Here is a 13,674-nt window from a genome sequence, read left to right on the forward strand (position 1 = left end):
TGTTCAGGTGCGGACAGATCGGGTTTGACACACCAGGAAACTGAGCCTAGATTTTTGCCATGATGTAACCGGTTACATCATCATGCTGACAAGAAGAGAATCGCGATGAATCCTGCAGTACGAAAAATAAGAATGGGCTTCGTCGGCGGTGGCGAGGGCGCTTTCATCGGTCAGGCCCATCGTCAGGCGGCGGGGCTGGACGGCGGTTTTGAACTGGTGTGCGGCGCGTTCAGCCGCGACCCTCACAACACTCGGCAGACCGGCGCGGCCCTGGGCCTGGCCGCGTCCCGTTGTTATCACGATTGGCAGCATATGCTCGACACCGAAGCGCTCCTGCCGCTGGATCAGCGCATGGAACTGCTGGTGATCGTCACACCCAATCATCTTCATGCACCCATTGCCAGCCAGGCATTGGAAGCGGGTTTCCATGTGTTCAGCGAGAAACCCGCCGCCCTGGACCTCAAAGAGTTGCTGGCCCTCAGGGAGGTGCTGCAAGGCAGCCGTTGCCTCTACGGCCTGGCCCACACCTACCTGGGCTATCCCATGGTTTGGCAGGCTCGGGAGATGGTGCGTTCGGGCGTGATCGGCCAGGTGCGCAAGGTGCTGGTCGAGTATCCCCAAGGCTGGCTCAGCCAGGATGTCGCCGCCCAGGGCAACAAACAGGCCGAGTGGCGCGACGACCCCTTGCAGTCCGGTTTGGGCGGTTGCATCGGTGACATTGGTACCCATGCGTTTTCCCTGGCCGAGTTCGTCGCGGACCAGCCTATCCAACAGCTATGCGCCGCGTTAGGCACGCATATACCGGGCCGGCAGTTGGATGACGACGTGGCGATGCTGTTCAAGATGGCGGACGGCGCCAGCGGCGTATTGCTCGCAAGCCAGGTCTGCACCGGTGAAGAGAACCCACTGAAAATTCGCATCTACGGCGACAAGGGTGCCTTGGAATGGCGCCAGGAAGAACCGGCGAGCCTGATCCATCGCGCCCTTGACCAACCCCTGCGCATCCTGCGTAGCGGTGTCGGCCAGCCGTGGCTGTGCGAGGCGGCCCAGCGTCGCATGCGCCTGCCGGCCGGACATCCCGAGGGCTATCTGGAGGCCATGGCCAACCTCTACGGCGATTTCGCCCAAGCCATTCGCAACCATGTCGAAGGCCCCGACATCCCCGGCGTGCCCGGCATCGAGACCGGCCTGCGTGGCATGGCGTTCATCGAGGCCGCCATCCTCAACCACCGTGGCGACGCCAAGTGGACCACCGTACAAACCGGAGCTTCCCTGTTGTGAAAACCCTCGACAAGACCCCGAGTGGCCTGCGCGGCCCAGGTATTTTCCTGGCGCAATTCATGGCCGCCGAAGCCCCGTTCGACACCCTGGCCAACATCGCCCAATGGGCGGCGTCGCAAGGCTACAAGGCCATTCAACTGCCGACGTCGGGCACGCAATACATCGACTTGGCCCGGGCCGCCGAGAGCCAGGATTATTGCGATCAGCTCAAGGCGACCTGTGCCCAGGCTGGCGTAGAGATCAGCGAGTTATCGACGCACCTGCAGGGCCAATTGGTGGCGGTGCACCCAGCTTTCGACACGCTGTTCGACGACTTCGCCCCAGCACATCTGCGCGGCCAGCCCCAGGCGCGCACCGAATGGGCGATCGAGCAACTCAAGCTGGCCGCCCGCGCCAGCCAGCGCCTGGGCCTCAAGGCCCACGCGACGTTTTCCGGTGCGTTCCTGTGGCCGTATCTCTACCCCTGGCCGCAGCGTCCGGCGGGCCTGGTGGAACAAGGTTTCGCCGAACTGGCCCGGCGCTGGCTGCCGATTCTCGACTGTTTCGACGCGGCCGGCGTGGACCTGTGCTACGAAATCCACCCCGGCGAAGACTTGCACGACGGGGCCTCGTTCGAGCGCTTCCTCGACGCGGTCGATCATCATCCACGGGCAGCGATTCTCTACGACCCGAGCCATCTGCTGCTGCAACAGATGGACTACCTGGGCTTCATCGACCGTTACCACGAACGCATCCGCATGTTCCACGTCAAGGACGCCGAATTTCGCCCCGATGCCCGTGCCGGGGTATACGGCGGTTACCAGGGCTGGGTCGATCGCCCCGGGCGGTTCCGTTCGTTGGGCGATGGCCAGATCGATTTCAAAGCGATCTTCAGCAAGCTGACTCAATACGATTTCAGCGGTTGGGCGGTCCTGGAATGGGAGTGTTGCCTGAAGGATTCGCAGCAGGGCGCCGCAGAAGGGGGCGGCGTTCATCCAGCGGCACATGATCAGCAAGACCGGCAAGGCGTTCGATGATTTTGCCAGTGTCACCGCGGATGAGGACTCCAACCGGCGGCTGTTGGGGTTGAGATAACCGGCCCAAAGCAAAAAAACCTGTGGCGAGGGAGCTTGCTCCCGCTGGGCTGCGAAGCGGCCCCAAATAGGCTGGCGCGGTTTTCCAGAAACACCCTGCCAGCCGGTTTTACGACTGCTGCGCAGCCGAGCGGGAGCAAGCTCCCCTCGCCACAAAAGCAGGCCACAAAAGCAGCGCAAGATTTTTCATTTTCACAAGAACAACAATAAAACGGTGATGGTCATGACCACGATGAACGCACGCTTGAGCGTGATGATGTTCCTGCAATTCTTTATCTGGGGTGGCTGGTTCGTCACCCTCGGCACCTTCCTCTCCAGCACCCTGGGCGCCAGCGGCGGGCAGATCGGCATGGCGTTTTCCACTCAGTCGTGGGGAGCGATTGTCGCGCCGTTCGTGATCGGCCTGATCGCCGATCGCTACTTCAACGCCGAACGGATCCTGGCGGTGTTGCACCTGCTTGGCGCGGTGTTGCTGTATCAGCTGTATTCGGCGGCGGATTTCAGCGTGTTCTACCCGTACGTGCTGGTGTACATGGTGATCTACATGCCGACGCTGGCTCTGGTCAATTCCGTGGCATTCCGGCAGATGCGCGACCCGGCGCTGGAGTTCTCCCGCATCCGGGTGTGGGGCACCATTGGCTGGATCGTCGCGGGTGTGGTGATCAGCTTCGTGTTCGCCTGGGATTCGCGCGAAGCGATCTCGGCAGGCGGCCTGCGCAATACCTTCCTGATGGCGGCCATCGCGTCCCTGGTCCTGGGGCTCTACAGCTTCACGCTGCCGGCCACGGCTCCGCTCAAGGAACAGGCGAGCACGGGGGGCATCAAGCAATTGTTGGGGCTGGACGCGTTGGGGCTGTTGAAGGATCGCAGCTACCTGGTGTTCTTCATCGCCTCGATCCTGATCTGCATTCCCTTGGCGTTCTATTACCAGAACGCCAACCCATTCCTGGCCGAAACCGGCATGACCAACCCGACGGCGAAGATGGCCATCGGGCAGGTATCGGAAGTGTTGTTCATGCTGCTGTTGCCGCTGTTCATCCAGCGCTTCGGCATCAAGCTGGCGCTGTTGGTGGGTATGTTGGCGTGGGCGTTGCGCTACGTGTTGTTCGCCTACGGCAATAACGGCGACCTGGCGTTCATGCTGTTCACCGGCATTGCCCTGCACGGTATCTGCTACGACTTCTTTTTTGTCTCGGGGCAGATCTACACCGATGCCAAGGCGCCGGAGCGTTTTCGCAGCTCGGCCCAGGGCCTGATTACCCTGGCGACCTATGGTGTGGGGATGTTGATTGGCTTCTGGGTGGCGGGGCAGGTGACCGATCGCTTTGTCGTGGCTGGCGGGCATGACTGGCAGAGCATCTGGCTGTTCCCGGCCGGGTTCGCGTTGCTGGTGCTCGTCTGTTTCCTGTTTACCTTCCGCGGCCAGCAGGCGCTCGCTACGCCGTCAAAGGCCTGAGACAGGGCTGGGCGTCAGTCATTTGTGGCTGACGTCCAGTCTGGTGTAGGTCACTTTCCCGCCTTCGTTGGAATAACCTTTGTTATCCAGCGTGTAGACGCCGGCCTTGAAATAGAAATCGTAGCCGTACCAGGACGAGTCCAGCTTCACCTGTTTGCCAACGTTGTTGATCAGCACCGAGAGCTTGCCTTGCTTGTCCATTTGCAGCGAGTAGGAGAAGGCTTTGTTCAGCGGTACGTTTGGCACGGTGTAGATCGCCGGGCTCTTCTTGTCCTTGGGTTTGACCCGGTACTCCACGTCGATATTGCCGGTGCCCTTGGCGTAGCGGTACACCAGCTTCAACAACGGCGTGGGGGCGTCTTTGGCGTGGATCTGCGCCACGACCACGCGGCCTTCGGAAGGCACCTGGTTTACGGCCAGGGTGCCCTTGAGGGTATTGATGCCGCTGTTGTAGCGCCAATTGCGCAGTTTTCCGTCTTTGCTGGTTTCCCGCAGTTCGGAGCGCGGGTATTCGCTTTTGCCGGTATGGGAGCCCGTGACCGGCGCCCAGAAGACGATCCGCTGGCCGTTATTGTCGAAATACTTGTTTTTCAGGGCCGGCATGGCTTTGGTCGCCACGACCTGCGCGGGTGTTTGCACGGGCAGGGTGATGTTCCAGACAGTCAGGTCAATCATGATCAAATGCTCCAACAGAACCGGCCATTACTCATCAGCCGGAATGGGCAAGATTACCTTCTGTGGCACAGTGTCCATGTTATCGACGAGGGCCCGTTTGGCTGCAGGGGCAACTGACGAATGGCTCTGCGCTGAGCCTCCCAGGTAGTTCTGCTAATTGCGCGGGATAATGTCAATTTGATGCTGATCGGTTAGAGTACGCGCCGCCCGAGAGACGGATCCCGGGCGTTTTCTCATGGAGTATTCAATGAACCACATCAGTAAAGTTGTCGCCTGCGCACTGTTCGGCCTGGCCCTGGCGGGTTGCACCGGCACCCCGATGAAGACCCAGCAATACGATGCCAGCCAATACACCGTTGTCGGCCACAGTGAAGCCAAGGCCACGGGCCTGCTGCTGTTCGGCGTGATCCCGATCCAGCAGAACAACCGTTTCGTGCGCGCCCAGACCGCAGCGATCAAGGCCAAGGGCGGCGATGCCATGATCAACACTCAAGTCCAGGAAAACTGGTTCTGGGCCTGGGTCCTGACCGGCTACACCACCTCGGTGTCCGGTGATGTGGTCAAGCTGAAAAGCGTTCAGTAACACCCCGCTTGAAAGTAGGTGAGCGCCGGTTGTAAAGGCGCTTACCTGTGGCGAGGGGATAAATCCCCTCGCCACAACAGCCCCGATCATGCTTGATCCTCGACTACTGTCCTCCCACCACCATATGCGTGAACGGCGCCACATACGCCTGCAACGTCACCAGCCCGCCCACCAGAATCGCCAGCACCACCGAGTGGAAAAACACGTAGCGCAGGATTTCCCCTTCATGGCCGTACCAACGGGTAGCGGTGGAGGCGACCACGATCGACTGGGCATCGACCATCTTGCCCATGACCCCGCCGGAACTGTTGGCCGCGGCCATCAGCACCGGGCTGATGCCCAACTGCTCGGATGTGACCCGTTGCAAGCCGCCAAACAACACGTTGGACGCGGTGTCCGAGCCGGTCAGCGCGACGCCGAGCCAGCCCAGCAAGGTGCCGAACATGGGGTAGAAAATGCCCGTGGCGGCGAAGGCCAGGCCCATGGTCGCGTCCAGGCCCGAATACCGCGTGAGGAACCCCAGGGCCAACATTGCCACGATGGTGATCAGCGAGTAGCGCACCACCCAGAGCGTTCGCAAGTAGTGGTGCAGCAGTTGCGGGATGGAGTAGCCCATCAGCAAGCCACCGAGAATCGCCGCCAGGAAGATACCGCTGCCGGTGGCGGTGAACCAGTTGAACTTGTAGACCGCTTCCTCGGTTTTAGGCTGGGGCACCACCGGCGGGACTTTTTCGATCTGCTGGTGGATGGTGCCGAAGGTCACCAGGGGCGAGAAGATCGGATTGGCCTCGCGCATCGGCTTGCCTTGGGGGTCGAGCTTGGCTGATTGGGTCTGCGGGTCCAGTGCCGGGCGGGTATCGAACAGGTTCTTGAAACCCTGGGTGCCCCAGGCGAACACGAATACCGTGAGGATGATCCACGGCATCCAGGCCCGGAGCACGGCGGGGCGGGTGTCGCTGGAAAATGCGGCGCTGGCGGTGGGTTGTTCATCCTCGCTGGCGTCGATCTTCGAGTTGTCGACTCGCCCGGACAGCGCGGCGGAGGTGTGCACCGTGGCTGGTTTCCAGACCTTGAGGAAGCCGGTGAGGCAAGCCATGGAAATCAGCGCAGCGATGACGTCCACCAGCATCGGCCCGTGGTAGTTCGACACTAGGAATTGCGGGATGGCGAAGCTGACGCCGGCCACCAGGATCGCCGGCCAGACCTCCAGCATCTTGCGCCATCCGGCGAAGGCCCAGATCAACCAGAACGGCACCAGCACGGAGAAAAACGGCAACTGCCGACCGACCATCATCGACAGCTCCATTTCATCCAACCCGGTGACCTTGGCCAGGGTGATGATTGGCGTGCCCAGGGCACCGAAGGCCACGGGCGCGGTGTTGGCGATCAGTGCCAGGCCTGAGGCGGCCAGGGGCGAAAAGCCCAGCCCGATGAGGATCGCCCCGGTCACCGCCACCGGCGTCCCGAAGCCCGCCGCACCCTCGAAGAACGCACCAAAGCAAAAGGCGATCAGCAGCAATTGCAGGCGTCGGTCGTCGGTAATGCGTGCGAGGGAATCCTGCAGGACCTTGAATGAGCCGTTCTCGGTGGTCAGGCGGTGCAGGAAAATGATGTTGAGGACAATCCAGCCAATGGGCAGCAGCCCGTTGGCCGCGCCATAAAGTGCCGCAGACCCGGCCATGCCGACGGGCATGCCGAAGGCGAAGATCGCGATCAGCAAGGCCGAGGCCAGGGCCAGCAACGCCGCCAGGTGCGCCTTGACATGAAAGAACGCCAGGGGAGGCCAGCATCACCACCACCGGAACCGCCGCCAGGAGCGTGGACAGCACCGCATTACCGAAGGGATCGTAGACTTGTTGCCAGACCATGTTCCACCTCTGCTTTTTATTGTTGGAAGTGCAGGCCCCAGGGGGGATTGGCAGAGAAGTATAGGCGGGGATTGGGGGAGGGGACTGCCAGGCAACCCCTGTGGCGAGGGGATTTATCCCCGCTGGACGCGCAGCAGTCCCAATGTCTGTCAACTCGGTGTGTCAGGTTGATCCCTACCTGCCTTTTTGGGGCTGCTGCGCAGCCCAGCGGGGATAAATCCCCCTCGCCACAAAGTTGATGCGCCCGGCTAGCGTGCTTCGACGTTGTCCAGCGCGCGGTTCGCTAGCAGTCCGCTCAGTTCAATCAATTGCTGGATGCCCAGGGCGATGTGGCGCCTGGGACCTTCCAGGTCGAAGGCCAGGTCACTGACCATGGCGTTGGCCGAGGCCAGGTTTTCGCTGAGGTTGGCGAGCAGGGTTTCGGTGTCGACGCCGTTGGCGACGGTGAACAGTTGGTCTGGATTGGCCTCGGGTTTGCTGGGTTTGGGCTTGAGGTAGTGGTCGAGGATGCGGTCGGCGGCTTTGTCGAACGCTTTTGAGTGGGGATCGGTGTCTGGTGGGTTGGGTGTTGGTTTGAACATAGATGAAACTCCAGATAAGAAATAGGAGCCATCACTCTCGCTACCAAACGAAGGGTGGCGGCCATACGAAGGTTGGTAGACCGGTTACCTGGCAACCCGGCGCGTCCGAGAACGCCCTGCGCATGACCACCATAAAACAGAGGACGTAGAAGTCCCTTGCATCAGGATGTATGTGCGCCAGGAAAACCGGGCTACCAAACCCGATCGCTGATTCGTCAGCGACCCGGAAACGATAGAGCCCACCCCCCTAGACGCACAAGCCGGCGGATTCTGGCGCAGTTGTAGGGAATGGCGCAAGACAACGTAGCCCGAACCCGAACGATCCTACATCGGGATAAACAAGGTCCCCTGCTGGACTGGGAGCCTGGGTTAACAAAACACCCGTGGCGAGGGAGCTTGCTCCCGCTGGGTGGCGAAGCCGCCCCAAAAAAATCTGCGTTGAAACAAAAAACCGGGGCCTGCTGCGCAGTCCAGCGGGAGCAAGCTCCCTCGCCACAAAAAGCGCTTACTCAGGCCAACAGAGCAATGTGCCTGTTCAGCCCTTCGCCGCCATCGCCGTCACTTCCACTTTCATCCCCTCGACCGCCAGCGCGGCCACGCCCACCGCTGCACGAACCGGCCAAGGCTTGGCGAAGAAGCGTTTGTAAACCTCGTTGAAAGCGGCGCGATCCGCCATGTCGGTCAGATAGATGGTCAGGTGCAGGACTCGGTCCATGGAACTGCCGGCGCGCTCCAGGGCGGTCTTGAGGGCCTGCAGTGTGCATTCGCTCTGCAGCGCGATATCGCCCAGTTCCAGGCTGCCATCGGCGTGGGTGGGGATTTGCGTGGAAACCAGCAGGCCGCCGAAGCCGGCGACGTCGGAGGAAATGGAATCCGCATCCGGATCTGGAACGAACGTGATGTCTGGGTTGCTCATGCAAAGCCTCATGCTGGAAAAGAAAAAGGAGCGCCGCAGTTTACCGTCCATTGTTGCGCCGTTCCTGCATTCCTTTATCCGTGCGCTTGCCGCCCGCTGTTCCCAGCATTAAAGCCTCTGGGCCGGACGTTGGGCTGTCACTGCCGGTTCAAGGGGTGGTTGCGCGCCGTTCAGGCGTGCGGCCAGTCGCTGTGCCTGCTCCCATCCCAGCTCGGGCGCCAGCCAGTCGAGTGCATCTTCGGCACTGAAAGCCAGTACCCGCTGCTGTTGACTGGCGATGTCGCCATACGTCACCAGGGCCAGGCCGTCACAGCCAAACGGGGTCTCGCTGGCCTGGGCCAGGGCGGCCAGGAAGATCGGGGTCGATTGCCGGTCGGTCGTGTAGGTGAGCTGTTGCGCCTGAGAGGGTGAGGCGGGGGGCTGCGACTCATACCAGCCCTCCACGGCGACCAGTACGCGGCCTTCGTGCTTGATGGGATCGAAGACTTTGGAACGCATGACCAGATGCAAGGGCAGATGCGTGAGCGGCGGCATCGTTCCCACCGACCAGATCGGCGACCAGCCCCAGCGAACCTTGATGCACTCCAAGTGCCCACCGCGCCGGCGAATGGCGCTGACCTGCATGCCTGGCTTGATCAGGGCATGCCGCTCCTGAGGCTTGGGCGGCGTTGTCACGCACAGCTCCAAGGGCGTCACGAGGGTAGCGAAACGGTTGCCGGGCGTATCTCGCTGGGCGAAATACGCCAGGGAGTCTTTTGAAGAAACGTGTTGAACAAGACCGTCACACATAACGAAAACTCCCGGCAGTGAAACGCAAAGAAGCCTTGATCTACCCGCTGTTCAAGGCATGACGTCGAAGCGCATCAGGTGGCTTTCAGCGGTGTCATGTAGGTCCGAACCGTGGCGAAACGCTTGGTTCGAAAATCCTCGCGGCGGGGAGACGAGCGGGCCATTGGGGTGAATGCACGACCGCCATCGCGAGCGGGCTCGCTCCCACAATGGATTTGTGGTGGGGCGGGATTTTCAGCTACACAGCCGAACTCTTGTGGGAGCGAGCCTGCTCGCGATAGCGGAGTGTCAGCTTGCGCAGAGGTTGGCTGTGCCGACGCCATCGCGAGCGGGCTCGCTCCCACAATGGATTGTGGTGGGGCGGGATTTTCAGCTACACAGCCGAACCCTTGTGGGAGCGAGCCTGCTCGCGATAGCGGAGTGTCAGCTTGCGCAGAGGTTGGCTGTGCCGACGCCATCGCGAGCGGGCTCGCTCCCACAATGGATTGTGGTGGGGCGGGATTTTCAGCTACACAGCCGAACTCTTGTGGGAGCGAGCCTGCTCGCGATAGCGGAGTGTCAGCTTGCGCAGAGGTTGGCTGTGCCGACGCCATCGCGAGCGGGCTCGCTCCCACAATGGATTTGTGGCGGTGCGGGATTTTCAACTACACCGCCGAACCCTTGTGGGAGCGAGCCTGCTCGCGATAGCGGTGTATCAGCTTGCGGGGCGGTTGGCCGTGCCGACGTCCTCGCGGACAGACTCGCTCCCATACCGTTGTGCATTGATGAAGTCCACGAAAGCCCTCAACGGCGAGGGCAGGTAGCGACGGCCGGGGTAGTAGAGGAATGGCCCGGTGAAGCGCTGCCACCAGGGTTCGAGTACCGGTTCGAGGGCGCCGCTGTCCAGGTAGGGCCGTAGCCAGTCCTCGAACAGGTAGACGATCCCTAACCCGTCCACTGCAGCTTGCACCGACAGGTCCACTGCGCCGCCGATCCTGACAATCAACGGACCGCTCGGGTCGACGCTGATGGTTTCGCCGTCACGTTCATACTCCCAGAGCGGCATCGCGCCACTGGGAAATTTGCCCCGCAGGCAGGCGTGCTTGAGCAGATCCCGAGGGTGTTCGGGGCGCCCCCAGGCGTCGAGGTACGCCGGGGATGCGGCTGTTGCGAAGCGCTGAAACCGTGGGCCGATGGGGAGGGCGATCATGTCCTGCTCCAGACGCTCGTCGTAGCGAATACCGGCGTCACAACCGGCGGCGAGCATGTCGACGAAGCTCTCTTCGGCGATCACCTCCAGGCGGATGTCGGGATAGCTTTGCAAAAACGGCGTGATGAGCGCCGGCAACACCAGGCGGGCGGCGCTGACCGGCACGTTCAGCCGGAGGGTGCCGGAAGGACGGTCGCGAAAATCGTTGACCACGTCCATCGCCGCCTCGACTTCGCCCAGGGCCGGGACGATGCGTTCCATCAACCGCGCACCGGCCTCGGTCGGCACCACGCTGCGGGTGGTGCGGTTGAGCAAGCGCACGCCGAGCCGGCTTTCCGTCCGGCGTACGGCATCGCTGAGGCTCGAGGCAGACTTGCCGCTCATCCGCGCGCCTTCACGAAAGCCCCCTGCATTGACCACGGCCACGAAGGCCAGCAAGTCTTGAATATCCGTCGCCATTGTTCTCTCCGCCGTACAGCCCGTGCTGATTGCACCTGATTATCAATGAAGTGGTCAACGCCTATAGTCGGCCCACTTACATTGATCCGAGGGGCACGAGATGAACATTGCAGGCAAGGCAGGCACCTTTTCACTGGGTGATCGCACGATCAATCGCATGGGCTATGGCGCGATGCAGTTGGCGGGGCCCCAGGTCTTCGGGCCGCCGAAAGATCCGGCGGCCGCCATCGCCGTGCTGCGCGAAGCAGTGGCGAACGGGGTCAACCACATCGACACCGCGGATTTCTACGGGCCCCATGTCACCAACCAGTTGATCCGCGAAGCGCTGCACCCTTACGCCAAGGATCTGGTCATCGTGACCAAGGTCGGTGCCGTTCGCGGTGCCGATGCGTCCTGGAACCCGGCCCACAGCCCCGCCGAGCTGACTCGGGCGGTCCACGACAACCTGCGCAACCTGGGCGTGGAGGTCCTGGACGTAGTCAACCTGCGGGTGTGGGGCGAGCTGCATTCGCCCTCGGAGGCTTCCATCGAGGAATCGTTCACGACACTGGCCGAGTTGCAGCGCCAGGGTCTCATCCGCCACCTGGGCCTGAGCAATGTCACGGCCGCTCAGGTCAAGCAGGCCCAGGGCATTGCCCAGGTGGTCTGCGTGCAGAACCACTACAACCTGACCCATCGCGACGACGAACAACTCATCGCTGACCTCGGTCGGCAGAGCATCGCCTACGTGCCGTTCTTCCCCCTGGGCGGCTTCACACCGCTGCAATCGGAAACCCTTTCCAGCGTGGCGGCGCGCTTGCAGGCGTCACCGCTGTGTGTGGCCCTTGCGTGGTTGCTGCAACGTGCGCCGAACATCCTGCTGATTCCCGGCACATCGTCCCTGGCGCACCTGCGGGAAAACCTCACGGCCAGTGAGCTGAAGATCCCTGCGCCGCTGCTCGCCGAGCTGGACGCACTGGTCTAGGCCGCCTGGAAAATCAATGTCTCGCCATCTTCCGGTATCAACAACCGGTCTCCGACACCGGCCCTCGCGGCGGCTTCGGCGAGGGCCTTGCGGGTCGTCGGGCAGTGGCTGATCGCTTCCAGGTGATTGGCCACCACGGTCCCGTGGGACAGGCGGGTGAATTCCAGCGTCTCGTCGATGCCCATGATGATGTCGCCGCCCACATCGAAGCGGGCCCCGCCTGCCGGGACCACGCTGACCTGCGGCTGGTGGCGCAGGATGAATTCGCACACGGTGGGGGTGAGTACGGTGTCGCCGCTGAGGTAGACGATTGGCTCCCCGGGCAGCTCGATCAGGTAGCCGACGCCGTGCTCCATCAACTTGCCCACCAGGCCCAGCCCATGGGTGCAGCGGACGGAGCGGATGGTGCCGCCCAGGAATGAGTGGGGTTGGTCATGTGCCTGGGCAAGCGCCTGGACATTCAAGCCCCGCTTGGCGAGGTACGGGGCGTCATGGGGTGTGCAGATGACCGGGATCTGTTTTTCCCTCAGCCATCGCTTGGCCGCGCCGTCCAGATGGTCGAAATGGCCTTTCTGGCAGTGGGTGATCAGGCAATGGGTGACAGCCTCAAGGTCCTTCGCTGTGCAAGCCGGAAGCTCCACCAGCGGATTGCGCTGCGTGGCACCGAACAGTCGAAGCGGCGGCAGCGTGCCCTTGGCAGCCAGCATCGGGTCGACGAGCACGCGATACGGGCCGAATTGAAGAATGATCGTGGCGTTACGGATCTGCTGGATGTTCATGAGACGTTCCTGTTGAGCGAGCGCTTCATGGTGCCGCTCCGGTTCCGTGTGCATAATGGCCGGATCTGACATCTTTGATTCGTTTCAAGCCATGACCAAAAAAATCCGAATCGGTCTGCTTCTGTTTCCCGGCTGCATGCCCGCCGGCCTGTTTGCCTTCGCCGATCTGCTGCATGCCGCCAACCGCAGAAGAGGGCTGACGTTGTTCGAGGCACGCTACATCGCGTTGCAAGCCGGGCCGGTGGTGTGTGCCCATGGCGTGACCCTGCACGCGGAAGCGGCCCTGGGCAGCATCGCGCTGGATGCTGTCCTGGTTCCCGGCTTCTGGGCCGAATCGGCCGAGCAGGTGAATGCGCTGCTGGTTGATCAAACGGCTCTCGTGAGCGCGCTGTCCAAGCTTGCCCGAACGCTGCGGCTCTGGTCCTATTGCACCGGCGTCTGCCTGCTGGCCGCCAGTGGTCGCCTGGACGGGCAGGGCGCGACGGTGACCTGGTGGCTGGCGCAAGCGATGCAGCAGCAGTATCGAAAAGTCCTTTGGCAAAGCGAGCAGAACTGCGTGTTCAACGAACGCACGGCGACCGCGTCCGGAGTGAACGGCTACCTGCCCATCGCCGAAAAACTCATCGAACGCAGCGTCAGCAGCGACGTGCTGCGGGACATTACCCGGCTCATGGTGCTGCCGCGCCCGGCCATTGCCCATGGAGCGTTCCAAGGCAGTGCGCTGATCGAGCAACCCAGCGGATGGCTGCGGCAGTTGCATGGCTTGATCGAACAGATGCCGGCCGAGCGGATCACCGTTCAGGCACTGGCAAGCGAGCTGGCGGTGTCCGAGCGTACCTTGGCACGCAAGGTCAGCCGTGAAACGGGCCAGGCGGTCGCGACCTATGCCCGGCGCATCAAGTTGAACCAGGTCAGCGAACGCCTGACGTTGACGGCGCTGCCTCTTGCCAGCATCGGCGCCGAGCTGGGTTTCAGCAGCAGCTCCAACTTGCAGCGCATGTTCAAGGCGCTGACCGGGCTGACGCCGGTGCAATACCGGCGCAAGTTCGGGCGTGTATGAC

The 13,674-nt window shown here is 62.2% G+C and carries 11 protein-coding genes and 2 pseudogenes; 6 read left to right on the forward strand and 7 right to left on the reverse strand.

Translation table 11 applies throughout. The annotated features are described in order from the left end of the window. Positions 1 to 105: 105 nt before the first annotated feature. The 3 genes and pseudogenes from GN234_RS29370 (at position 106) to GN234_RS29380 (ending at position 3,810) form a co-directional block, all read left to right on the forward strand. Positions 106 to 1,281, forward strand: coding sequence for a Gfo/Idh/MocA family protein (locus GN234_RS29370; protein ID WP_163857961.1), 1,176 nt, complete (start codon positions 106 to 108; stop codon positions 1,279 to 1,281). Continuing rightward, positions 1,278 to 2,355 (forward strand): annotated as a pseudogene (locus tag GN234_RS29375) (sugar phosphate isomerase/epimerase family protein). Before GN234_RS29370 ends, GN234_RS29375 begins: the two are co-directional and overlap by 4 nt. A gap of 222 nt (positions 2,356 to 2,577) precedes the next feature. Continuing rightward, entirely contained in the window at positions 2,578 to 3,810 is a 1,233-nt protein-coding gene (locus GN234_RS29380) for a nucleoside permease (protein WP_109755638.1), read from the forward strand. An 18-nt stretch (positions 3,811 to 3,828) separates the two neighbouring features. Here the strand turns inward: GN234_RS29380 and GN234_RS29385 are convergent, their stop codons facing one another. Further along, positions 3,829 to 4,485, reverse strand: a complete 657-nt coding sequence (locus GN234_RS29385; RefSeq protein WP_109755521.1) for a polysaccharide lyase family 7 protein — start codon at positions 4,483 to 4,485, stop codon at positions 3,829 to 3,831. 247 nt (positions 4,486 to 4,732) lie between these two features. Between GN234_RS29385 and GN234_RS29390 the strand changes: the two genes are divergently transcribed. Then, positions 4,733 to 5,068, forward strand: a complete 336-nt coding sequence (locus GN234_RS29390; protein WP_109755520.1) for a hypothetical protein — start codon at positions 4,733 to 4,735, stop codon at positions 5,066 to 5,068. A gap of 103 nt (positions 5,069 to 5,171) precedes the next feature. On the opposite strand, the pseudogene GN234_RS29395 reads toward GN234_RS29390, so the two are convergent. From GN234_RS29395 to GN234_RS29415, 5 genes and pseudogenes are all read right to left on the reverse strand, one after another. Then, positions 5,172 to 6,936: pseudogene (locus tag GN234_RS29395) on the reverse strand (L-lactate permease). A gap of 248 nt (positions 6,937 to 7,184) precedes the next feature. Continuing rightward, positions 7,185 to 7,517: a DUF6124 family protein gene (locus tag GN234_RS29400; protein WP_176689477.1), complete on the reverse strand. Its 333-nt coding sequence runs from the start codon at positions 7,515 to 7,517 to the stop codon at positions 7,185 to 7,187. 535 nt (positions 7,518 to 8,052) lie between these two features. Beyond that, on the reverse strand, positions 8,053 to 8,433 hold the full coding sequence (locus GN234_RS29405) for a RidA family protein (RefSeq protein WP_109755517.1): 381 nt from the start codon (positions 8,431 to 8,433) through the stop codon (positions 8,053 to 8,055). 108 nt (positions 8,434 to 8,541) lie between these two features. Beyond that, complete coding sequence (locus GN234_RS29410; RefSeq protein WP_176689478.1) at positions 8,542 to 9,222, reverse strand: SOS response-associated peptidase family protein; 681 nt, start codon at positions 9,220 to 9,222, stop codon at positions 8,542 to 8,544. A gap of 694 nt (positions 9,223 to 9,916) precedes the next feature. After that, positions 9,917 to 10,870, reverse strand: a complete 954-nt coding sequence (locus GN234_RS29415; protein ID WP_176689479.1) for a LysR family transcriptional regulator — start codon at positions 10,868 to 10,870, stop codon at positions 9,917 to 9,919. 100 nt (positions 10,871 to 10,970) lie between these two features. Here GN234_RS29415 and GN234_RS29420 point away from each other — a divergent pair, with 100 nt between their 5' ends. Beyond that, positions 10,971 to 11,834: an aldo/keto reductase family oxidoreductase gene (locus GN234_RS29420; RefSeq protein ID WP_176689480.1), complete on the forward strand. Its 864-nt coding sequence runs from the start codon at positions 10,971 to 10,973 to the stop codon at positions 11,832 to 11,834. Here GN234_RS29420 and GN234_RS29425 read toward each other — a convergent pair. Next, positions 11,831 to 12,613, reverse strand: coding sequence for an MBL fold metallo-hydrolase (locus GN234_RS29425; protein WP_176689481.1), 783 nt, complete (start codon positions 12,611 to 12,613; stop codon positions 11,831 to 11,833). The two genes, GN234_RS29420 and GN234_RS29425, sit on opposite strands and share 4 nt — an antisense overlap. A gap of 91 nt (positions 12,614 to 12,704) precedes the next feature. On the opposite strand from GN234_RS29425, the gene GN234_RS29430 reads away from it, so the two are divergent. Beyond that, positions 12,705 to 13,673 (forward strand): GlxA family transcriptional regulator, encoded by a 969-nt coding sequence (locus GN234_RS29430; protein ID WP_176689482.1) that lies wholly within the window; start codon positions 12,705 to 12,707, stop codon positions 13,671 to 13,673. Position 13,674 lies beyond the last annotated feature (1 nt).

Origin of the sequence: Pseudomonas bijieensis (assembly GCF_013347965.1) — a bacterium.
GTDB classification, from domain to species: Bacteria; Pseudomonadota; Gammaproteobacteria; order Pseudomonadales; family Pseudomonadaceae; genus Aquipseudomonas; species Aquipseudomonas bijieensis.